This window comes from Sphingobacterium sp. SG20118 (assembly GCF_044740685.1).
Taxonomy (GTDB): domain Bacteria; phylum Bacteroidota; class Bacteroidia; order Sphingobacteriales; family Sphingobacteriaceae; genus Sphingobacterium.
The window spans coordinates 2,337,556-2,360,856 of sequence record NZ_CP172826.1; the positions used below are offsets into that span (position 1 = coordinate 2,337,556).

18 protein-coding genes and 4 pseudogenes are annotated in these 23,301 nt (G+C 36.7%); 12 read left to right on the plus strand and 10 right to left on the minus strand.

The features are described 5' to 3' along the window. Positions 1-185: 185 nt before the first annotated feature. Complete coding sequence (locus tag ACFX5U_RS10920) at positions 186-434, minus strand: hypothetical protein (RefSeq protein WP_038698432.1); 249 nt, start codon at positions 432-434, stop codon at positions 186-188. Positions 435-521: 87 nt separating this feature from the next. After that, positions 522-1,854: pseudogene (gene gdhA / locus ACFX5U_RS10925) on the minus strand (NADP-specific glutamate dehydrogenase). A gap of 168 nt (positions 1,855-2,022) precedes the next feature. Here gdhA and ACFX5U_RS10930 point away from each other — a divergent pair. The 6 genes and pseudogenes from ACFX5U_RS10930 (at position 2,023) to ACFX5U_RS10955 (ending at position 7,988) form a co-directional block, all read left to right on the plus strand. Next, positions 2,023-2,337: a DUF6660 family protein gene (locus tag ACFX5U_RS10930; RefSeq protein ID WP_400263476.1), complete on the plus strand. Its 315-nt coding sequence runs from the start codon at positions 2,023-2,025 to the stop codon at positions 2,335-2,337. A gap of 91 nt (positions 2,338-2,428) precedes the next feature. Next, a complete protein-coding gene (locus ACFX5U_RS10935; RefSeq protein ID WP_400263477.1) occupies positions 2,429-2,638 on the plus strand; it encodes an efflux RND transporter permease subunit in 210 nt (69 codons plus the stop codon). Beyond that, positions 2,538-5,303: pseudogene (locus ACFX5U_RS10940) on the plus strand (efflux RND transporter permease subunit); the annotation flags it as partial. The gene ACFX5U_RS10935 and the pseudogene ACFX5U_RS10940, both read left to right, overlap by 101 nt. A 91-nt stretch (positions 5,304-5,394) precedes the next feature. Beyond that, positions 5,395-5,457: pseudogene (locus ACFX5U_RS10945) on the plus strand (hypothetical protein); the annotation flags it as partial. Positions 5,458-5,532: 75 nt separating this feature from the next. Then, positions 5,533-6,753, plus strand: coding sequence for a TolC family protein (locus tag ACFX5U_RS10950; protein ID WP_400263582.1), 1,221 nt, complete (start codon positions 5,533-5,535; stop codon positions 6,751-6,753). Positions 6,754-6,758: 5 nt separating this feature from the next. Beyond that, positions 6,759-7,988: an efflux RND transporter periplasmic adaptor subunit gene (locus ACFX5U_RS10955; RefSeq protein WP_400263478.1), complete on the plus strand. Its 1,230-nt coding sequence runs from the start codon at positions 6,759-6,761 to the stop codon at positions 7,986-7,988. 49 nt (positions 7,989-8,037) lie between these two features. Here ACFX5U_RS10955 and ACFX5U_RS10960 read toward each other — a convergent pair whose 3' ends face one another. Together ACFX5U_RS10960 and ACFX5U_RS10965 are read right to left on the minus strand one after the other, a co-directional pair. Continuing rightward, complete coding sequence (locus tag ACFX5U_RS10960; protein ID WP_038698438.1) at positions 8,038-8,370, minus strand: HopJ type III effector protein; 333 nt, start codon at positions 8,368-8,370, stop codon at positions 8,038-8,040. Positions 8,371-8,409: 39 nt separating this feature from the next. Continuing rightward, positions 8,410-8,940, minus strand: a complete 531-nt coding sequence (locus ACFX5U_RS10965; protein ID WP_038702571.1) for a YceI family protein — start codon at positions 8,938-8,940, stop codon at positions 8,410-8,412. A gap of 666 nt (positions 8,941-9,606) precedes the next feature. On the opposite strand from ACFX5U_RS10965, the gene ACFX5U_RS10970 reads away from it, so the two are divergent. The 5 genes and pseudogenes from ACFX5U_RS10970 to ACFX5U_RS10990 all read left to right on the plus strand — a co-directional run bounded on the left by ACFX5U_RS10970 (position 9,607) and on the right by ACFX5U_RS10990 (position 15,782). Next, positions 9,607-9,984: a hypothetical protein gene (locus ACFX5U_RS10970; RefSeq protein ID WP_038698440.1), complete on the plus strand. Its 378-nt coding sequence runs from the start codon at positions 9,607-9,609 to the stop codon at positions 9,982-9,984. Positions 9,985-10,088: 104 nt separating this feature from the next. After that, positions 10,089-11,198 (plus strand): efflux RND transporter periplasmic adaptor subunit, encoded by a 1,110-nt coding sequence (locus ACFX5U_RS10975; protein WP_038698442.1) that lies wholly within the window; start codon positions 10,089-10,091, stop codon positions 11,196-11,198. Between the two features lie 22 nt (positions 11,199-11,220). Beyond that, a pseudogene (locus ACFX5U_RS10980) lies at positions 11,221-12,483 on the plus strand (efflux RND transporter permease subunit); the annotation flags it as partial. 88 nt (positions 12,484-12,571) lie between these two features. After that, complete coding sequence (locus ACFX5U_RS10985) at positions 12,572-15,253, plus strand: efflux RND transporter permease subunit (protein ID WP_400263479.1); 2,682 nt, start codon at positions 12,572-12,574, stop codon at positions 15,251-15,253. Then, entirely contained in the window at positions 15,222-15,782 is a 561-nt protein-coding gene (locus tag ACFX5U_RS10990) for a TolC family protein (RefSeq protein ID WP_400263480.1), read from the plus strand. Before ACFX5U_RS10985 ends, ACFX5U_RS10990 begins: the two co-directional genes overlap by 32 nt. A 70-nt stretch (positions 15,783-15,852) precedes the next feature. Here ACFX5U_RS10990 and ACFX5U_RS10995 read toward each other — a convergent pair whose 3' ends face one another. Genes ACFX5U_RS10995 through ACFX5U_RS11020 form a run of 6 tightly spaced genes read right to left on the minus strand, consistent with a single transcriptional unit; the run spans position 15,853 to position 22,184 of the window. After that, positions 15,853-17,097: a sulfate adenylyltransferase subunit 1 gene (locus ACFX5U_RS10995; protein ID WP_400263481.1), complete on the minus strand. Its 1,245-nt coding sequence runs from the start codon at positions 17,095-17,097 to the stop codon at positions 15,853-15,855. A gap of 35 nt (positions 17,098-17,132) precedes the next feature. Next, positions 17,133-18,023: a sulfate adenylyltransferase subunit CysD gene (gene cysD, locus ACFX5U_RS11000; RefSeq protein WP_400263482.1), complete on the minus strand. Its 891-nt coding sequence runs from the start codon at positions 18,021-18,023 to the stop codon at positions 17,133-17,135. Between the two features lie 11 nt (positions 18,024-18,034). Next, positions 18,035-18,736 (minus strand): phosphoadenylyl-sulfate reductase, encoded by a 702-nt coding sequence (locus ACFX5U_RS11005; protein WP_038698450.1) that lies wholly within the window; start codon positions 18,734-18,736, stop codon positions 18,035-18,037. Continuing rightward, entirely contained in the window at positions 18,723-19,307 is a 585-nt protein-coding gene (locus ACFX5U_RS11010) for a bifunctional precorrin-2 dehydrogenase/sirohydrochlorin ferrochelatase (protein ID WP_038698452.1), read from the minus strand. The genes ACFX5U_RS11005 and ACFX5U_RS11010 overlap by 14 nt, the downstream gene beginning before the upstream one ends. Next, a complete protein-coding gene (gene cobA, locus ACFX5U_RS11015; protein WP_400263483.1) occupies positions 19,308-20,066 on the minus strand; it encodes a uroporphyrinogen-III C-methyltransferase in 759 nt (252 codons plus the stop codon). 15 nt (positions 20,067-20,081) lie between these two features. Continuing rightward, positions 20,082-22,184 carry a HEPN domain-containing protein gene (locus ACFX5U_RS11020; protein ID WP_038698456.1) on the minus strand — a complete coding sequence of 701 codons (2,103 nt, stop codon included), beginning with the start codon at positions 22,182-22,184 and terminating at the stop codon, positions 20,082-20,084. Between the two features lie 145 nt (positions 22,185-22,329). On the opposite strand from ACFX5U_RS11020, the gene ACFX5U_RS11025 reads away from it, so the two are divergent. Next, positions 22,330-23,301: a PstS family phosphate ABC transporter substrate-binding protein gene (locus tag ACFX5U_RS11025; protein ID WP_400263484.1), complete on the plus strand. Its 972-nt coding sequence runs from the start codon at positions 22,330-22,332 to the stop codon at positions 23,299-23,301.

Consider the following 23,301-nt stretch of genomic DNA (forward strand, 5'->3'; position numbering starts at 1 on the left):
TATATTTTGTCTAAAATACTATCGCTTTATTTTACAGCAACTTAAGTGATTTATATAAATCTATAGTTCATGTATTAAGTGATTAAACACGACTAAGGCCCTATTAGAGCCAAATTATATTTTGTTTAAGCATTTTTACAAAGCTAATAAGTTGATTTCTATTAATTTAACTCTATTTTGTAAACTTAAGAATCATATCTTTCAAAGGCATTTAAAAAGGATTTTCGCATCGTATTAAAGTTAATGAGCACTTCCGATATAAAAGCATCATCTAGTAATTCGAAAACGCCATTGACTCCGCCAACAATATCGGTCTCTGCAATTTTATAAGACTGCTCTAAAGTCCCTTGTTCAAACTTGATGATGAACTTTTGGTTCATTCCAAAGATGGATATCTTACATTCAGGATGTGGTAATTCTGCTAATATTCTCATGTTACTAATTTTTACAAAGTAAATAAAAAAAAAGCGGTTAATCCGATAGAAGGATTAACCGCTTTATGGAAAAAATACAACGTATTATTAAACGATTCCTTGTTCTTTCATTGCTCTCGCTACTTTCAGGAATCCACCAATATTGGCCCCTTTTAAGTAGTTGATATAGGTTTTGTCATGACCGTATTTCACACAAGTCTTATGTATATTGACCATAATATCTTTTAGTTTACAATCGACTTCTTCTTTTGTCCATTGTTGACGAATAGAGTTTTGTGACATTTCTAATCCAGATACTGCCACCCCGCCAGCATTAGCAGCTTTACCAGGCGCAAAACTAATTTTTGCATCGTGGAAAATCTTTATTGCTTCTGCCGTTGATGGCATGTTGGCACCCTCAGCTACACATTGACAACCATTTCCAATTAAAGTAAGTGCATCTTCTTTAGTTAATTCATTTTGCGTTGCACATGGAAGTGCGATATCACATTTAAAATCCCATGGTTTCTTATCGGTGTAATATTTCGCATTTGGGTATTTAAGAATATACTGATCTAAATCGCGACCAATTGTCCCAATGTATACTAATTTCTCTGAGGTTATACCTTCTTCATCATAAATGGTTCCTTGACTATTTGATAGAGTAATAACCTTCGCTCCTAAATGAATTGATTTTTCCGCGGCGTAATAAGCCACATTGCCCGCACCTGATATCGCAACCGTTTTGTCTTTCAAATCCTGATTATTAAAATCAAAGATACATTCAACAAAATAAAGTAATCCGTAACCTGTTGCTTCAGGACGTGTATAAGAACCACCCCATGCACTTCCTTTACCGGTTAATACGCCCGTAAATGCATTTTGCAATCTTTTGTACTGTCCGAATAAATAGCCGATTTCACGAGTTTCCTACACCGATATCACCAGCAGGGACATCTGTATCAGGACCAATGTGTCTAAACAGCTCGGTCATAAAGCTTTGACAGAAACGCATAATCTCAGCGTCTGATTTTCCTTTTGGATTAAAGTCAGCTCCACCTTTACCACCTCCAATAGGTAATCCAGTCAAACTATTTTTGAATACCTGTTCGAATGCTAAGAATTTTAAAATACTTAAGTTGACAGAAGGAGCAAAGCGCAACCCTCCCTTATAAGGGCCTATAGCGCTGCTCATTTGAACGCGATATCCTCTATTGATCTCAACTTCATTTTTATCATTTAACCAAGCCACACGAAATGAAATAACGCGTTCAGGTTCAACTAATCTTTCTAAAATCTTTAATTTAAGTAATTCTGGATGAGTTTTAGTGATAAATGGAATTAAATCCTCTGTAACTTCCTCTACAGCTTGTAGAAATTCTGGTTCATTTGGATTGCGTTTCTCAACGTAATTTATGAATTCATTAAAAGTGTTTGACATGTAATTTAGTAAATTTTCCCTTTTGAATTGCTAATATATAAAAATAAAACTTATTTCATTACATTTTTTTTATAAAAAGTTCCAGTTACGTGTGAAAATTAAAAACTTAAGATTGATTTCATATTCTTGATTAATTTATTATTTTTGTAGTATATTCAATTAGAGAATTTGAAGATACTGGTCTATATACTAAGCTTATATTTCATCGCATTGACGTTGATTCCTTGTGCCGACCAGGTACAGGTATTTTCTTATGGACAGGAAACTGGCGCTAGGCATGTTAATCATGAGGACCTAAATCATACCGATAATTGTTCCCCATTTTGCATATGTTCCTGCTGCTCAATTGTCTTAAATATTGAACCAATTACCGCGATATCTTTTGTAGTAATCTTTCTGCATTCAAAGGGTGAAATCGCATATGAAAATAATTTCTATTCCTTTAATTACTCCAGTATCTGGCAACCTCCACAGCTCGTTTAGTAATATTTCTTTTTAAGTTCTAACGAACTTCAATTCATGCACTCATAATTTGTTATGAGCTTTTTGTACAGCTATTTTAAAATAGAATATTATGTTGAACGCAATCATCAGGTTCAGTATCCGTAATAAACTTATTATTGGACTCTTAACATTGATATGGATCATCTGGGGGCTATGGAGCGCTTTGCACATTCCGATAGATGCAAATCCAGATATTACGAATAATCAGGTTCAAATCATCACCAGTTTCTCCCGCTTTGGCGACTCAAGAAGTGGAACAGTTTGTAACTTACCCTATTGAACAAGAATTAAATAATTTACCCGATCTAGTAGAATTAAGATCCATATCAAGATTTGGATTATCTGTAGTCACTGCTGTATTCGATGATGATGTCGATATTTATTTTGCTCGCCAATTGATTAATGAAAAGTTATTGGAAGCAAAAGAAAACATTCCAAATGGTCTTGGAAGTCCGGAATTAGCACCAATAAGTACTGGACTGGGCGAAATTTATCAGTATGTGATTCACCCTGTGAAAGGGGCTGAGTCCAAATACTCTGCTGCAGATTTACGAACAATGCAAGATTGGATTATCGCCAGACAATTATATGGGACTCCAGGCGTTGCTGAAGTAAATAGCTTTGGAGGTAAATTAAAACAATATGAAGTCGCTGTTAATCCCTATAAATTAAAAGCTACAGGCGTCGGAATCAATGAAATTTTCACTGCCTTAGAAGAAAACAATCAAAATACAGGTGGTGCCTACATCGATAAGAAACCTAGTGCATATTTCATAAGAGGGGTTGGACTGCTAACATCAATGGAAGACATTGGAAATGTCGCCGTGAAAAATAAAAATGGTTTTCCAATTTACATTAGGGATGTGGCTGAGATCCGTGAAGGGTCAGCTGTTCGATACGGAGCGCTTACGTACAACGGCGAAAAAGAAGCTGTAGGTGGAATTGTTATGATGCTTAAAGGACAAAATTCTGCTGAAGTAGTTGCTGCTGTGAAGGAAAAGTTGGAGCGGATCAAGCAATCTCTGCCTCAGGATATTGTCGTAGAGGCATTTTCCGACCGTACAGACCTTGTAAATCGTGCAATAAGTACAGTACAAAAGAATTTGATAGAGGGTGCTTTAATTGTAATCTTCGTTTTAGTGATTTTTTTAGGAAATCTAAGAGCAGGTTTAATAGTAGCCTCAGCTATTCCATTATCCATGCTTTTTGCATTGGGAATGATGCGTGTATTTGGTGTGAGCGCAAATTTGATGAGTTTAGGAGCAATTGATTTTGGACTTATCGTAGATGGGGCACTTATTGTAGTAGAGGCAACTATGCACCATTTGGGGCTTAGAAAAAGTCAACATGTACTGTCTCAGGTTGAAATGGATGAAGAAGTCTATCAATCTTCTTCAAAAATACGTAACAGTGCCGCTTTTGGCGAAATCATCATTTTAATTGTCTATATCCCAATACTGACACTAGTAGGCGTAGAAGGAAAAATGTTTGGACCAATGGCACAGACGGTCAGTTTTGCCATTATAGGAGCCCTGCTTTTGTCATTGACCTACATTCCAATGATGAGCGCCTTGTTTTTATCCAAAAAGCCTCAAAACAAACAAACTTTTGCAGATAAGATGATGGCTAAATTGCAAATGTGGTATACACCACTTATTCAGAAAGCTGTTCGCTTAAGGAAAGCATTAATTATATTGACAATCGTATTATTGGGTTTTTCAGGATTCCTTTTCAGTAAAATGGGCAGCGAATTTATCCCTCAATTACAAGAGGGAGATTATGCTTTCCACTGTATTTTACCACAAGGATCATCCCTCTCTCAGAGTATCGAAACTTCTATGCAAGCAGCAAAAATTATCAAAAAATTCCCTGAAGTTAAGCTTGTTGTAGGTAAGACCGGAAGTGCAGAGATTCCTACCGATCCTATGCCCCCGGAAGCAACCGATATGATCATTACCTTAAAGCCTATGTCAGAATGGAAGTCTGGTGATACTTATACAGGACTAGCAGATCGGATGTTGGACTCGCTATCCGTAATACCTGGTGTCTTTTTCGAGGCCTCTCAACCCATACAAATGCGTTTCAATGAATTGATGACAGGTGTGCGCCAAGATGTTGCCATTAAAATTTTTGGTGAAAACATTGATACACTTGCGGCAATCGCAAGTGGTGTAGGACAAGTCGTACAAAGTGTTGACGGAGCATCAGCACCGCAGATAGAACGTACAACGGGGCTACCTCAGATATCCATTGTTTATAACCGGACACAGTTAGCGCTACATAATATCACCGTCAATGACTTGAATAAGGTAATCGCGATGTCTTTTGCAGGTACAAGCACAGGGTCGATATATGAAAATGAAAGAAAGTTTGATTTAGTTGTACGCTTAGATAGTGCTTTCAAAACATCGATGGCTGATGTTGAAAATCTTCCTGTCTTGACGGGAAACGGAGAGCAAATCCCATTGAGTCAGCTGGCAACAATTGACATAAAAGATGGTCCGGCACAGATAAGTCGAGAGTCCGGTAAAAGGCTGGTCGTTATCGGTTTCAATATTAAAGATCGAGATGTGACTTCTGTTGTCAATGAAATACAAAGCAAGCTGACACAAATGGATGTGATGCCAACAGGTTATTATTATACATTTGGAGGAACTTTTGAAAATCTCAATGCAGCAACAAAAAGATTGGCCTTAGCCGTTCCTGGAGCATTATTGCTTATTTTTATACTCCTTTATTTGACATTCAGATCATTTAAGGAATCTTTATTAATCTTTACTGCAATTCCTATGAGTGCTATAGGTGGTGTCTTTGCACTCCTGATTCGAGATATGCCTTTTAGTATCTCTGCCGGTGTTGGATTCATTGCGCTATTTGGTGTAGCGGTATTAAATGGAATTGTACTGATTTCTACATTTAATCAATTGGAGAAAGAAGGTGTATCCGATGTCTTTCAGCGCGTATGGGAAGGAACGAAAATTCGTTTAAGACCAGTTTCTAATGACAGCTACTGTAGCCTCTTTGGGTTTCCTGCCAATGGCTTTAAGCACAGGAGCAGGAGCAGAAGTACAAAAGCCATTAGCAACCGTAGTTATAGGTGGATTGCTTTCTGCCACTTTCTTAACACTTTTTGTTTTACCATGTTTATATATTCTATTTTTTAATACAAAAAAAATGAAAATAGGAAAATCGACAATCCTAACTTCTATTGTTATCTTGTTTATTTCGTTCTCCAATGTCAGTTTTGCTCAAGAAAATATAAAACGGATTCAATTGGAGGATGCTATCGCACAGGCATTAGATGCAAATCTTAATTTTAAAAACACAGCATTAGAAGTTGAAAAATCAGAGCTTGATCAACAGAAATCTTTTGATGCAAAAACAGGTGTCTTTGTTGAAAATGAAGATTTTTCACCTTTAGAGCCAAACGGACTCTGGAAGATTGGGATAAGTCAGGACCTTGCTTGGCCAGGTTTCTACAAAGCCAGAAAAGAATTTTTAAAAAAGACTTCCCAAATGGTTTTAGAACAACGAGAGGATGCCAGAAAGCAATTGATACGAGATGTATCCCAGAATTATTATCAACTTATTTATCTTGAAGCAAGACAGTCTTTTTTTCTACAGCTGGATAGCACCCATCAAAAGTTATATGAATCTGCAAAACTTCGTGTCAAAACAGGAGAGGCAGCAGGATTGGAACAAATGGCTGCAGAAACAAAATGGCAAGAGAATAAAACAATAATGCTGCAAAATGAGCAAGATTTAGCAATGGCTGCTCAAAATTTCAGTGTTTTATTAAATTATAACACCCTTATTTTACCTATAAAAGCCTCATTACAGAAAATTAGCACGATTCAATATCCAGATTCCGTAGGAGAGCACCCCTTAGTTAAAATACAGCAAAAAACAATTGAAATAGCAGAGGCGAATACAAAAATGGAAGAGCAAGCAAAATTACCTGATTTTTCAGGTAGAGCATTTTCTCAAAAACTTTGGGGACAGCGCAATCCTGTAACTGGAATTTCAATAACGGTAAATGCGCCTCTTTTCTCTAATAAATATTATCAAAATAAAGTAAAGGTAGCTGCATTGGAGACCGCAATAGAAAAGCAAGAATTGAAGCAACTAAAATTGACCCTAACAGCACAGGAGGGGAATGCAAAAAAAGAAATCATCAAAAATGAAAAACAACTGCAGTTTTATGAACAATCTGGATTAAAACAATCTGAGGGAATTATGAAGGCGGCCAATCTGGCTTATCAAAGCGGTGAAATCAGTTACGCAGATCTTATCCAATTTTTATCACAATCCATTGATATCAAGATTAATTATCTAACAGCTTTGAATGCGTACAATCAAAGTGTGATTCAGTATCAATATTACCATTCAAATTAAATATCATGAAACTAAAGTTTTTAATTCGATATAGTTTATTTTTCACTAGCAGTATTATTGCTGTTAGTTGTCAAACAAATTCTTCCAGTGAAAAGCAGGGCACAGAGGAGCAAGGAACTCACGAACACGAGGAAGAAGAAGCACTTACGCTTACACCAGCACAAGAGAAGCAAGTAGGTCTTACATATACAAAACTAACCTATCAGATGTTAAGTAACGGTTTAGTACTAAACGGTGTACTTGATGTTCCTAATGATAAGAAGGCATATGTTACATCAGTATACGGTGGAGTATTGGAAGAGTTATATGCAAGACCCGGAGATTTTGTTAAGAAAGGACAAGTCTTAGGTAAAGTTCTAAACCCGGATCTTATTAAGATGCAAGAACAATTACAGCTGATTAATAATCAAATTTCCTTGACGCAAATAGAAGTTAATCGTCAGCAAGAGTTGGTAGAAGGAAACGCTGCACCGCTAAAGAAATTACAACAAGTAGAGGTAGAGCTTGCGAACTTGAAGGCTCAGAAGAACAGTCTATCGAGGCAATTATCTGCTGGAGGTGGCTCTTTACTTATATCCTCACAGATTACGATAAAGGCTCCTATTACTGGAGTTGTGGCATCCATTCAAGGATTGATAGGGACACGTATAGAGGCATCTTCACCAATCTTGGAGATTGTAAACAATGACGCTTTACATGTGGATATGTATGTATATGAAAAGGATTTTTCGAAAGTTAAAAAAGGACAAAAAATTCTATTTTCTCCTGTCAATAATGCAAATGTTTCTTACGAAGCACAAATCGATCAGTTAGGACAAGCATTTGAAAAAGAGACTAATGCTATAGCCGTTCATGCACAGGTGTTAGGCAACAAAGAGGGGTTAATTAATGGTATGCAGGTGCAGGGAACCATTATCATTGGTGATTCCAAATCTTTAGCCGTTCCTGCAGAGTGCATTGTTAGTACCGAAGGTAAAGATTACATCTTTATATTAAAGGAAGAACAACCTAGTCATGAACAGATCGAAAGTGCAAAGAAGGGGGAGCATGAAGATCACAACCACGAAAGTACTGGAAATGAATATGAAAGAATAACAGTTGTTAAGGGAGTGTCTTCACGTGGATTTACTGCTATTACGCCTGTAAAAGAAATAAGTGAAGATACTAAGATCGTTCAGAAAGGAGCTTTCTTTTTGTTAGCAAAAATGACGAACTCAGGAGAGCATTCTCATTAAGTTTTAATCGATAGGTTATTGTGATTAACAACGGCCTATCGATTAAAACCTATTTTTTAGTCAAAACAACACCACTAAAGGAGACCGCGTCCCATCCATTATGCATGAATTGCCGTATATTTTGATGATTATCACCATTTGGATCATTTAAAACTGCTTGATAATGTTCTGCGAATAATGCCAATGTTTGATTCTTGTCCAGATTATTTATTTTGGCAAAAGCCAACACTTTTGCACTACCTTGATTTTCTGTTTCCTCATTAACTTGATTCCCATTTGTAAACGCAGTAGGAGTGTACACATATTGAGATGCTATATAAGTTAAAACATCGGAGAAAATAATCTCTTGATTCGCTATTCTTTTTAAAAGTTCGTGCGCCATTTTAATAAAATATAAATTTATGCGTGCAAAATAATACTTTTATTGTTGTTTACTCAGCAATAAGTGAATTGAAATATCAATATCTTCATCAATCAACAGGCTATTTGCTTCTAAGACAGAATTATATTTCATATCAAATTCCCATCTGCTAACTTTACCTGTAACTTCAAATGAAATCTTTTCCTGGCCATGCTGATCTATAATCTTACCATTGTACTCAACCTTTAATTCCACAAGTTTTGTATGACCATGCATGGTCAAATAACCTTCTAATCTGAATTTTTCATTTTTTATCTTTGTAAAATGAGTGGATTTGAAGGCAATCGTCGGATAGTGTTCAGTATCAAAAAAATCTGAACTTTTTAGATGCTTATCGCGTTCTTCTACATTAGTATTGATGCTATTCGCATCGATATTGAATTGTATTGCTGCATTTTCAAAATGCTCACCCCATTCAGCAAAGCCATCAAACGTGTTAAAACTTCCTCTAATTGAAGCAATTACCAAGTAGGTGATACGGAATTGAACAGAGGAATGTGTTGAGTCTATGATCCATTTTGATTTTTTCATACGATTTATACATTTATAGGTCATCGATACCTAAATTTACAAATTAATAGCCGATATCCAAAAGTATTGTAACTAGCTATGAAAGTCAAATACTTGAAAAATAAGTATATGCACGTTTGTCGACTCTTAAGTTTTTATAGTTCTTTAGAGGTATGGTCAGTTCTAGTTTGGCTATTGGCTCTGATATCTTAACTTAAAACGGATCAATTATGAAATAAATTGACTTCCATTTGATGATTTAGAATGTTTTTCAGGCAAAATCTTTGGGGTAATAAGGAGTGAAAATAATTTCTATTTAACATAATATATATTATACGACTTGTTAAAGTGCTGATTATAAGATGCACTTGTAGTCTCAATTCAAATCTCCGGTTAGTTTTAAGTTTACATTTTATTTTAACAAAACCCAGTTCAATTAAATCAAATTCCCGAAATCTACATAGTATTGTTGATGACGTTTATAACATGATTAGAAATGAGTCCGAAATTTGAAAAACGTGGTTTAAATAAAATGGACATTTGTCTTGTAGAAAATTTTAATGCAATTCTCAGCTATTACAAATTACCGCATTATGCTCTTTATGCTATGTTAAGCTTATGTTTAACTTTTGTAATATTTATGTAGATGTTCCAACATAACTATTTGATTTTATATATTTGTTTTTTATGTGGATTAAAATATTTCACTTCTTGGCGTTATTTGGTTACTTGAACATCCTTTTTTACGAGGCTGGCGTCAACACTAATGCGCGTGCAACAAATGCTGCAATCCAATATTTTACTGGGGATTCACTACTTGAATTTGTTTTGGATGACGTATTGGATATTCCCATTGAAATTCCCGAAAAAGATTCAGAAGTTCAATTTGATGACTATCGCATATTTAATTTCAATCATCAGATTCTATCCATTTTCATTTTTGTTTTAGGAATTTTATATTCAGCATACTCCATACTAAAACATAAAAAACACCCACTTTACAGCAAGAAAAATTCCTGCTTATCAGGCTATTATCAGTATTTATACCGATATAGTTTATTCTAAATTAACTCCTACCCTATTTTCTACGGTGATCAAATAGGTCACAACACACTATGATATAGATGTTTAGTCTATTGTCAATCTATTTTTAATAATTTAAATTTCATATGAAAAAAAGTTCCATGTCTTGGTATGCTTTGTCGTGCCTTGCGATTTTATCTGCTTGTACGGCTAAGAGTAATGATAAACAAGTTAGTACATCTCTAAAAAAAGTACCTATTTCCACTTTAGTAGTTATGGATACTACTATATATAAAGATTATATTGCTGATATACAGTCGGTTAAAAACATTGAATTAAGATCGCGTTTAAGTGGTTTTTTAGAGCATATTTATATAGATGAGGGTGCTGCAGTTAAGAAAGGTCAAGTATTGTTCAAGCTTAGCGATGAAGAGTATAAGGCTGATTATGCACGTGCTAAAGCAAATTTTAATACCGCGTTGACTGATGTGAAAAAGGTGGTTCTTGAATTAGAAAGAACACAAGATCTAGCGGCTAAAAATATTGTAAGTAAAACAGAAGTTGAATTGCTTCAACTTCAACATACAGCAGCTGAATCTAAAGTCGAAGAGGCAAGGTCAATTATGCAACAAGCCAAAACGCAATTAGATTATACACTCGTCCGTGCTCCTTTTGATGGCAAAATTGACAGGATTCCCCTGAAAGAAGGTTCGCTCTTAGCACAGGGTTCACTGTTGACTACCGTATCCTCTCTTAAAGAAGTGAATGTATATTTTGATATTTCAGAGAATGAGTACCTCAGTATTGTGTCCGACTCTTCATTCAATCAAAACTCATTTAATAAAGATGTAAAATTAATTTTGGCAGACGGGAATACATATCCATATCCAGGAAAAGCTGCAATCGTAGAGAGTGAATTTGAAAAAAATACAGGATCAATCTCATTGCGTGCGAGATTTGTGAATCCCCAGGGAATGTTGAAACATGGTGCTTCAGGGAAAATATCTGTACCAATTCAAACAGGTGACACCAGATTTGTCCATCAGAAATCTGTATTTGAAATTCAAGATAAAACATATGTATATATATTAAACAAGGATAATACGGTTTCGATGAAGTCTTTCGAGGCTGGACAGCGTGTAGGTCACTATTATATTGTAAATGCAGGATTATCGGACACCGATAAAATTGTATATGAAGGTATACAAGCGCTTAAAGATGGTATGAAGGTCGAGGTTATTTCCAATAAGTTATAATAGTTTGTTTTAGAAAAATTTTATGTTTGATGTTTATATAAAAAGGCCAATCTTATCGTTAGTAATTTCATTATTTATAACGTTATTAGGATTATTGGCTTTATTTACGCTGCCTGTAACGCAGTTTCCAGATATTGTTCCTCCCTCTGTTGTTGTAACGGCAAATTATACTGGAGCTAATGCAGAAGTCAGTACCAATGCCGTCGCAATCCCGCTGGAAAGAGCGATTAATGGCGTTGCGGGCATGACTTCTATGAATACCGTATCAACTAATAACGGTACAACGCTTATTCAAGTAGTCTTTAAAGTTGGAATAGACCCCGATATTGCAGCCGTGAATGTGCAGAACCGTGTTACAACGGTTTTAGATGAGCTACCTGAGGAGGTAACACGAGCTGGAGTAACAACCGAAAAAGAAGTAAATAGTATGTTGATGTATTTAAATCTCTATACAGAAGATGAAACTGCTGATGAACGTTTTATTTACAACTTTACGGATATCAATGTATTAAAAGAGTTGAAACGCATCGAAGGTGTAGGTTTTGCTCAAATTATGGGTATGCGAGATTATGCGATGCGTGTTTGGGTTAAACCTGACCGCCTAGCGGCTTATCAAATATCCACAGATGAATTGATTGAGGCTTTAAGGAAGCAAAATATCGAAGCCGCTCCTGGACAGACGGGTATCAGTTCGGATAAAATGGTGAACATGCAACAATACGTGTTGCGTTATCCGGGTAAATTTTCTGAACCTGAAGAATATGCAAATGTGCCAATCCGCGCAAATGCGGACGGCTCAATCATTAGAATTAAGGATGTTGCAGAGATTGAATTTGGTTCATTAGATTATGAGATGGTTTCCAAAACTGACGGAAGGCCATCAGCGTCTATTATGTTGAAGCAATTGCCAGGTTCTAATGCGCAAGATGTAATCAAGAGTGTTAAAGATAGAATGGCTGAATTGCAAAAAGAAACATTCCCTGCAGGTATGAAGTACACCATGGGTTACGACGTTTCTCGCTTTTTGGATGCGTCTATTTCAAGTGTTATCAAAACGTTGTTAGAAGCATTTTTACTCGTGTTTATTGTGGTATTCATATTCTTACAGAATTTTAGAGCAACATTAATTCCCATTTTGGCTGTTCCAGTGAGTTTGATTGGTTCATTATTCTGTATGCAAATGCTTGGCTTCTCGATCAATTTATTGACACTTTTTGCACTCGTATTGGCAATTGGAATTGTAATTGACAATGGTATTGTGGTTGTTGAGGCAGTTTTCGCAAAGATGGAAGAAGAAAACCTTCCTCCAATGGAAGCAACACTCGCGGCGATGAAAGAAGTGGGTTTCTGCCGTAATTGCCATTACACTTGTCATGTCGGCAGTATTTATACCAGTGGCATTTTTAGATGGTCCAGTTGGTATTTTCTATCGACAATTCTCACTTACATTAGCGTCAGCTATTATTATTTCCGGTATCAATGCATTAACCTTGACACCGGCACTATGTGCGCTCTTGCTCAAAAATCCACATGACCAAAAAGAGAAAAATACTTGGTTGACACGCTTCTTTAAAAAGTTCAATCGTGCATACGATAAGTTAGCAGGTAGATATCGTGGATTTCTAACCAAAACGGTGGGTCGTAGAGGACTTACAGTGCTTGTGTTGGTGATATCATTTATCGCCACATGGGGTACAAGTGCAATCCTACCATCAGGTTTCATCCCAACAGAAGATCAGGGTATGGTGTATGTAAGTGTAACAACTCCTCCTGGTGCCACTGTCGATAGAACGGAAAAAGCACTAGACGAAGTAGATCGTATCTCTCGGAGTTTAGAATCTGTCGAAACAGTTTCTACACTTGCCGGATACAGTATATTAACCGAAGTATCAGGATCTTCGTATGGTATGGGAATGATTAACCTAAAATCTTGGGAAGACCGAAGCCAAACTGTTGATGATGTCATGAACGAGCTGAAAGAGAAGACAGCTCATATTGCTGATGCCCAGATTGAGTTTTTCCCACCTCCCACTGTTCCAGGATTTGGAAATGCTGCTGGTTTTGAAGTACGCCTTTTAGATAAAACAGGAACAGAGGATTTGAATAAAACAGCTATTGTATTAGAGGATTTTATGAAAAAGCTGAGTGCAAGTGAGTCAATTGAGAGTGTTTCTTCTGGATTTGACGTCAACTTCCCTCAGTATATGCTCGAAATAGACTATGATTTGGCAGCTAAGAAGGGAATATCAGTAGATAACGCAATGAATACATTGCAAACACTAATGGGTAGCTTCTACGCGACAAATTTCATTAGATATGGACAGATGTATAAAGTGATGGTACAAGCTGATGCCCATTATCGAAAACAACCTGAAGATGTTTTAAATCTTTTTGTAAAAACAGACAATGGAGAAATGGTTCCATACTCGGCATTCGTCACTATGAAGCGTGTGTTTGGTCCAGAACAGATTACCCGTTATAATATGTTTACAAGTGCTATGATCAATGGTCAACCAACTGCTGGATACAGTACCGGCCAAGCTATTGAGACAATTCAAGAAATCGCAAAAACGCTACCACAGGGATACAGTATTGAATGGTCCGGTATGACTAAGGAACAGATAGCCTCTGGAGATCAGACTATTTACATATTTGCATTGGTCCTACTATTTGTATACCTTTTATTAGCTGCGCAGTACGAGAGCTTCCTATTGCCCCTACCTGTAATCTTATGTATTCCCGCAGGTATGTTCGGTGCATTCATATTCTTGAAGCTTTTAGGTTTGGAAAATAACATCTATGCTCAAGTAGCTCTTGTTATGCTCATTGGTCTATTGGGTAAAAATGCCATATTAATTGTCGAGTATGCCGTTCTGAAACATAAGCAAGGCATGTCCATAATAGATTCAGCCATCGATGGTGCTATTGCCCGATTAAGACCAATTTTAATGACTTCATTTGCTTTTGTGGCAGGTTTGATTCCATTAATGTTCTCGTCAGGCGCAAGTGCTATTGGTAATAGAACGATTGGTACAGCATCTGTTGGGGGTATGTTAATCGGTACTATAATAGGTGTATTGATCATACCTGCATTATATGTACTCTGCTCCAAACGCAAACCAAAGATAAATAAGAAAAAAGCAGTAACCGTAACTTCCATTGTAATTGCTTTATTTCTCATATCAAGCTGTTCTGTTCCTAAAAATCTAATACCAAAACAGACATCCACTTTACCGGAAAAATTTACTCCTGAAATAGAGCGGACTGAAGAATCAATAGCACAAATTCCTTGGAGAAAAGTATTTGAGGATAAAAAACTCATTGCCCTGATTGACTCGGCATTATTATACAATCATGACCTGCAAATGGCTATTACACGTATTGAAATGGCACAAGCAAGTTTCAAACAGAAAAAAGCCGCTCTTTATCCAAAAGTAAATGCAGAAGTTGGTGCAGGTTTGACAAAATATGGTTTCTATACCGAAGAAGGGATTGGAAATTATGATGGTAATTTTTCTGAAAATTTAACAGCAGACCAAAAAATTCCATCGCCTGCGGTACCAGATTATTTTGTTGGTCTCCGTAGCTCATGGGAGATTGATGTTTGGGGAAAATTGAAAAAACAAAGAAAATCAGCTTACGAAAATTACCTAGCGCAGATAGAAGGAAAGCAATTGATAGCAACAGAATTAGTTTCCAATATTAGTTCTGCCTACTATCAGCTCATCAGTTTGGATAATCAATTGGCTGTTTTTGAAAGAAATTTAAAATTACAGGAAAAAGCCTTAGCCATTATTGAAGTACAAAAAGAGGCTGGACGGGCTACCGAGTTGGCTGTTCAACAATTCAAGGCAATTTTAGCAAATTCAAAATCAGATCGTTCAAAAACAAGACAAGAAATTAGTATCCTTGAAAATCACATTAACTTCCTAATAGGCCGTATCAATGAGCCGATTCAACGTACGGCGCTTAATTTGGAGGATGTGCATTTATTTGATAAGTTGGCTTCGGGTGACCCCTGCGATGATGCTAGCCTTAAGGCCAGATATTCGTGAAGCTTCACATCAAATGTTAGCTGCAGAACAAGAGGTTCACGCAGCAAAGGCAGCCTTTCTTCCAACTATTGTATTGTCCCCGTTTGTAGGTCTGAATTCCTTCAGTCTTGATAAATTGGTCGATATTAACAAATCGGCAACATACAGTCTGTTTGGAGGTATAACAGCGCCTATTTTCAACCAAAGAGAATTGAAAACTCAGTATGAGCATTACAAAGGTAACTACGGGATCTCTTTTTTACAGTATGAAAAGATTGTGTTGCAGGCCTACAACGAGGTTTCAAATGCCTTGTTGACCGAAGATCATATTGTCGATCGTTTTCAACATAAAAATGAACAAGTAGTTGCATTGGAATTATCCGTAAACTCTGCGAACGACTTATTTTTAGCTGGTCGAATCAATTACCTAGAAATCATCACCAGTCAAAGAGAGTCACTTGCGGCACAAATTGAACAAGTGAATATTCTAGAAGAGAAAATCTTAAATCAATTAGTGCTTTACAAAGCGCTAGGTGGAGGTTGGCAATAAAGATTAATAATATGAACAAACAAAAAGGTTCCCTTCTTTATAGAAGGGAACCTTTTTGTTTATGAATAAGTTAAGCTACACACTCAATCATGATAGCCGCAACAGTTAAATTGGTCCGTGGATCGATGATGATACCTCGTCCTGTTGCTTGATGCTCTTGATAGATATCAAAAGAAAGATCTTCCGCAGCTTTAATGTGCACACGTCCAATGTCATTCAAGGCAATCACATCTCCATATTTATATTCATGGCTATTGATGTCTATCTTATGAATAACTTCATTAATTTTTATTTTTGTTATCCGTCCAAAATTTTGGAATAAATAAACCTGAGATGTATCCAATGGTTTATTATCAAACCAACAGATATTCGCTTCAAAACTTCTTTCCACAAACCCAGGGGATTGAACGGAGACAATAGTATCTCCCCGACTGATATCCACCTGATCGGTTAAATGTACAATAACCGACTGACCATCTTCAGCTTTTTCTAGATGGTCTCCAGCCAATTCTATGCGCTTAATTTTACTTCTGATAGATGAGGGTAAAATCATAACATCATCTCCAGTTTTCAATCCATTGCCTACTACACGACCGGCATAACCACGGTAATCATGCAATTCATCAGTTTGCGGCCTTACCACCCATTGTACGGGTAAACGCCATGCCTGCCCCTCAGACTCTTGGAATTCAATAGTTTCTAGATAAGACAATAAGGAAGGGCCAGTATACCAGGCCGTATTTTCTGAAGGAGATACAATGTTATCACCTTTCAAGGCCGAAACAGGCATAAAATCAACATCGGTCAATGCTAATTTGTCAGCTAAAAGTTGATAGTCAGCCTTGATGTTATTAAATACCTCTTCATTATAATCAACCATATCCATTTTGTTGATACACACGAGCACTTTTTTCAAAGACAATAGTTTTGCCAAAAAAGAATGACGCTTTGTTTGTTCGATCACTCCCCTTCTAGCATCCACTAATATGATGATTAAATCAGAATTAGAGGCTCCTGTAATCATATTGCGCGTGTATTGTATATGACCAGGTGCATCTGCAATGATGAATTTACGTTTCTCTGTCTGAAAGTATTTATAAGCCACATCAATGGTAATCCCCTGTTCACGTTCCGCTTTCAATCCATCTGTTAAAATAGCTAAATCAACAGTTCCATCATTATTTTTACGATTAGCTTTTTTGATAGCCTCTAACTGATCATCCAATATGGAATCTGTATCATATAGGAGACGGCCGATCAAGGTGCTTTTACCATCATCAACAGAACCTGCCGTTATAAATTTTAAAATTTTCATTTGCTAAATTATAGTTTTCAAATCCCTGCTTTACCTTAAAAGTATCCTTGTTTTTTGCGATCTTCCATGGCAGCTTCCGATACTTTATCATCCATTCGCGCACCACGCTCACTAACTGTAGAAGCTTTTATTTCAGCTATTATATCATCCAGTTCAGTTGCTTGAGAGTCAACAGCTGCCGTACAAGTCATATCACCTACAGTACGGAATCGCACAGATTTAGTTTCCATGATATCATCAGCGTCCATATTTAAAAAAGATGCCGCTGCCATTAATTGACCATTTCTTGTAATGACCTCCCGTTCGTGGCTGAAATAAATACTGGGCAGTTTTATGTTTTCACGTTTAATATAATTCCAAACATCCAGTTCTGTCCAGTTTGATATTGGAAATACACGTACATTCTCTCCCTTATTTATTTTACCATTGAAAATATTCCAGAGCTCCGGACGTTGACGCTTAGGGTCCCACTGGCCAAATTCATCGCGTACTGAAAAAACACGTTCTTTTGCCCTTGCCTTCTCCTCGTCACGACGGGCGCCACCTATACATGCGTCAAAACCGTTTGCGGCTATAGTGTCCAAAAGTGTAACGGTTTGTAATGCATTTCTACTCGCATTTTTCCCCTTTTGCTCTACGACCTTACCCGCATCAATACTATCCTGCACATGCCCAACGATTAGACGTTCCCCGATTTGGTCAATCAACCAGTCGCGATATGCAATCGTTTCTGGAAAGTTATGCCCCGTATCTATGTGTACTAAGGGAAAAGGGAATTTACCAGGTCTAAATGCTTTTAAAGCCAAGTGAACCAATGTAATGGAGTCTTTTCCTCCTGAAAATAATAATGCAGGATTCTCAAATTGTCCAGCTACTTCACGTAATATATAAATTGATTCTGCTTCTAGTTGATCTAAATAATCCATTTAATCTTCTTTTATTTTGTTGTCACATGTAATCCACACTCCTTTTTACTTTGGTCTTCCCACCACCAACGACCAGCACGAAAATCTTCACCATCTTGTATCGCTCTTGTGCAAGGGGCACATCCAATACTTGGAAAGCCTTTATCATGTAAGACATTATATGGGATACGTTCACTTTTTACATAACTATTTATCATTTCAAAAGTCCAATCAAACAAAGGGTGAATCTTGATGATATCGTTCACCTCATCATATTCGATGTACTCCATGTCATGACGATTGAGCGATTGCTCAGCTCTAATACCTGTAATCCAAATTTTCGCACCTTTTATAGCTCTTTGTAGCGGCTCTATCTTTCTGATATAACAGCATGTCTTTCTGTTTTCTACCGATTCGTAAAAGGCATTAGGACCTTTTTGCGATACAAATTTTTGAATCTCTTCGGTATTGGGATAATACGTATCAATCGCGATCCCGTAACGTTCCAAAGTTCTGCTCCAAAGCGAATAGGTCTCTTTAAATAATCGACCCGTATCCAAAGTGAATATTTTAATATCCAGCTTTTTATTACCGATCCAATCCGTAATGATTTGGTCCTCAATACCAAAAGACGTCGAAAAAATTACTTGGCCGGGATATTGCTCCGCAATTGCCTGAAGTAATTCTACACCATTTTTACCGGATAAAATCGCTTTAATTTTAGTAATTTCCATCTTTCTCAATCAACGATTTAGTATGTTTATTCAGTGCGGAGACCTTCTCTTGAAAATCCCCTTTGAGCTGCTCGCGCAATTGATTCATTAATTCCAATGTTTCATCAATTTCATTCGGTAACATTTCCTGTAGAAACTCCTTCACTCTCTTTGCAATTGTTGGTGATTTTCCATTTGTAGAGATCGCAATTTTCAAATTTCCTTTTTTAACAATTGATCCCAGATAAAAATCGCATAGTGCTGGTTTATCAGCAGCGTTTAAAAGTATGCATTGTGCTGTCGCTAAATCTCTTATCGCATCATTAAGTTCATGATTGTTTGTTGCTAAAATCACGATATGCTTTCTCTGTAGATCCTCTTGGATAAAATCACGTTCGGCAATAATGATATGGCTATACTGTAATAAAACAGCTTTAAATTCACTGCATATTTCAGAAGCGACAACCGTGATGTTAGCATTTTCATTATTTTGGATAATGGCTTGAAATTTTTCTAATCCAATAGGGCCGCCTCCTACCAATAGGATTTGAATTTGATCTGGTTTTATAAAAATTGGAAATAGTGTATTCATTTAAACCGTTGCAAATTTTTGAACAATCTGTTTGAAATTAGGGTGTTTAGAAACTACTTCCCCTAAAATAATAATTGCAGGTACACCAATACGTTTTTCCTGTGTTTCATCCAAAATATCAGCTATCGTACCGATGATGATTTTTTCATTGGGCAAAGAACCATTCTGTATTAAGGCAATAGGAAGGTTTTCCTTTCCATGCTGTTTATATAGGTCTACTATTTCAGTCAACTTACCAAAACCCATCAGCACGACAACAGTCGCATTCGTTTGAACAGCAGCGTATAAGTCATCCGAAAGCTTTCCCGACGTCGTAGAGCCAGTTATTACCCAAAAACTTTCACTAATACCACGATAAGTCAAAGGAATCTTTTGAAGACCAGTTAATCCTATACTAGAAGAAATACCTGGAACTACCGCTGTTTCAATATCATAATGATTCACGAAATCTAATTCTTCTCCTCCACGACCAAAAACAAATGGATCCCCACCTTTCAAGCGTACCACATGTCCATGCGTTAAGGCATAATCTACCAACAATTGATTGATTTGATCTTGCGAAGTAGACAATTGTTCTGCACGTTTTCCAACATATATTTTTGTACACGTTTCACTTGCGTAATCCAATAAACTTTCATCCACCAATGCATCATATAAAATTACATCAGCAGATTTTATAGCCTTAATTCCTTTTAAACTGATTAATTCGGGATCTCCAGGGCCAGCTCCGACCAAGGTAACTTTGGGTTTAATATTCATCTTCTAACCTCCTCATTAATTGACTTTCACTAAATTTCTATAGGCATACACCGTCTCAAAGAAAGTATTTAAACTCTTTATATACGTGTCTGCGAATGTTTGTGAAGGTTCATTTTTATTTATTTGTAACACTAACTCTGGAAATGGAGTTTCTAACTCAAATAATTCCTGCTCTACAAACTGAGTTTGAAACTCCTGTATAACAGCATGCTGTGTACTAACATTGACACCCTTATCCAATAATAATGCTTTAGCACTTCCTACAAATGAACTATAGGTATGATATATAGCATCGGCATATTTTCCTTCAGAATAAGCTGAAAGTGCCCAATCTCTTTTTTCCTCAGCTTCATAAATCAACGTTGTTACAAGATCTATCATGACACCCGCACACTCACCAACTCCAATGGCTGTTTCAAAAGTATCTTGATGTCCCCAGTCGATATATTCATCATCAGATAATGTTGTCAGATCCGCTAATGGCTTCAGCAATGTATAAAAGTGACTTTTTGTTTGGCGATCGTAGTAAGCATGAAAATTTTCCCCCTCCTGGACATTATTTTTATAGTCAGTCAATACCAGATCAACCACGTGCAATACCCTTTTGGTCGGGACTTTAATAATTCTCTCTGCCACACGGCCCACGCCGTCGCCAACCGTACCACCGCCAATCATCACTTGAGCCGCTGGTACTACTTTACCATTTGCTTTAACAGAACTACCATGGAACCCCAAATGAGCCAAACCATGTTGACCACAAGAGTTCATACATCCAGATATTTTAATCTTCAATTCACGATTGTAAACGAAATCAGCATAAAATTCGCGAATATAGGTTTCGATGACCCGTGCCATTTCAGTGCTATTCGAAATACCGAGGTTACAGGTGTCAGTCCCAGGACAAGTTGTAACATCAGTCGTGCTTTCAAATCCAGGAGAAGCAAGCTCTAGTTCGGTTAATAGTTTATAGATATGAGGTAACGAAACCGCCGTTGCATACTTCAACAGTAAGCCTTGATTTTGTGTAAAACGAATCTCGTCAGCAACTAAGCCTTCCAATCCTGCAACTAAAATCCTTGCTTTTTCGGTAGGAAGATCGCCCGTTAAAACCTTCACAAAAACACCATAATAACCTTTTTGCTTCTGTTCAAAAGTATTCGTTTCTTGCCACACCTTATAGGCAGCATCCGAATCAAGATCAAGAGGGGCAATAGCGCTATTCGTTGGAATGACAGGTTGAGAGATTGTCGTACGATCGATCGTAAATGATTTCAAATCATTAGCAACACGCTCTTCAGCAATTAATCTGAGCACCTCATCAATACCCAATTTTTGTATTAAATATTTAAAACGAGCTTTGTTTCTATTATTTCTTTCGCCATAACGATCAAATACACGTAAAGAAGATTCAACGAAAGGAATCAATTGATCTTCGGACAAAAACTCGTGTACCAAGTAAGCCAAAAAAGGTTGTGCACCCAATCCGCCTCCCAGCAACACTTTGAAACCACGTACTTCCTGACCATCAATAACTTTAATTTTAGGGATAAAACCAAGATCATGGATATAAGAAAAAGCAGTATCATCATCCGAAGATGAAAACGACATCTTAAATTTTCTACCCATTTCTGCACATATCGGATTTCTTAAACAAAATTCGAAAACAGCTTGAGCATAAGGAGAAACATCAAAAGGTTCTTTAGGGTCAATACCGGCAGTAGGTGAAGCTGTTACATTTCGGACCGTATTTCCACAAGCCTCTCTTAAAGTAATATCATCTTCCGCCAATTTTGCCCACAATTCGGGTGTGCGATCTAAACTAACGAAGTGAATCTGGATATCCTGTCTTGTTGTGATATGCAAATTGCGTATCGCATATTCATCAGAGACATCTGATATTTTTATCACTTGTTTGAAAGTTGCTTTCCCAAAAGGCAATTTGATACGAACCATTTGTACACCGGGCTGACGTTGGCCATAGACCCCTCTTGCGAGCCGCAGTGAACGAAATTTTTCGTCGGTAATTTTACCTTCTTGAAAAAGTCTGATTTTTTTCTCTAACTCAATAATCTCTTGTTCAACCACAGGGTTTTCAAGTTCTGTACGGAAACTTTGCATATGCTGAAATTGTATTTATTTGGTCTTCCTCTATTAGTAATTGTCCAAAAGTAGAAAAAAAAACCATATAATCTATAAAATCTATTAAATTAATATATATTTGTCAAAAATATTATTGTAGACCAACCCGATAGACATACATAAAATGATAAAAAACAAGGTTAATACATTTATTATAAGCTCTTTGCTGTTTGTCAATATTAATTCGTGCGCTCCAAAAATTGAAAATGGTTATTCTAAAGAGCGAGGTTTCGAAGGGAATATTTCATTGTCTGGGGCATTTGCACTCTACCCATTGGTCGTATTATGGAGTGAAGATTTTAAAAAGGAAAATCCTAATGTGCGCTTCAATATTTCTGCCGGAGGTGCAGGGAAAGGTATCGCTGATGCATTGTCAGGTATGGTTGATATTGGCCTTGTTTCTCGTGACCTGCATGCTGAAGAAATAAAAAAAGGAGCTTACCCAATACATGTTGCAAAAGACGCGGTAATCTGTACAATAAACGCAAATAATCCAAATTATAGTCTTCTTAAAGAACGTGGATTAACCCAGAGTGAATTAAAAAACATCTTCATTAATGATAAATATAAAACTTGGAATGACATTGATTCACGCTTCACGAAAGACCCAGTGATCATTTATACAAGAGCAGACGCTGCAGGAGCAGCTGAAACATGGGCCAACTTCTTTAAGAGTAAGCAGGAGGATTTAAAGGGCGTCGGTATATTTGGAGATCCAGGCATTGCTCAAGCGATTAAAGACGATAAAAATGCAATAGGCTTCAATAATATCAATTATGTGTATGACTTGAAAACAAAAAAAGTGATGCCGCAGATAGATGTCCTTCCTATTGACCTTAATGAGGACGGTCGCATCAGTGAAAATGAAAATTTTTATCAAACTATTGATGAATTGACAGATGCCGTAAGCAATAATCAATACCCCAGTCCGCCATCAAGAGACCTATCTTTTATTACAAAGGATAAACCCAATAATTTACTTGTTAAAGAATTCATCTCATTCATCTTAAAGAAAAAATCGCAAAGTTATTTATTAGAAAATGGATATGTACCATTAACCGAATTATTAATGAATAAAGAACTGAATAAGCTATAA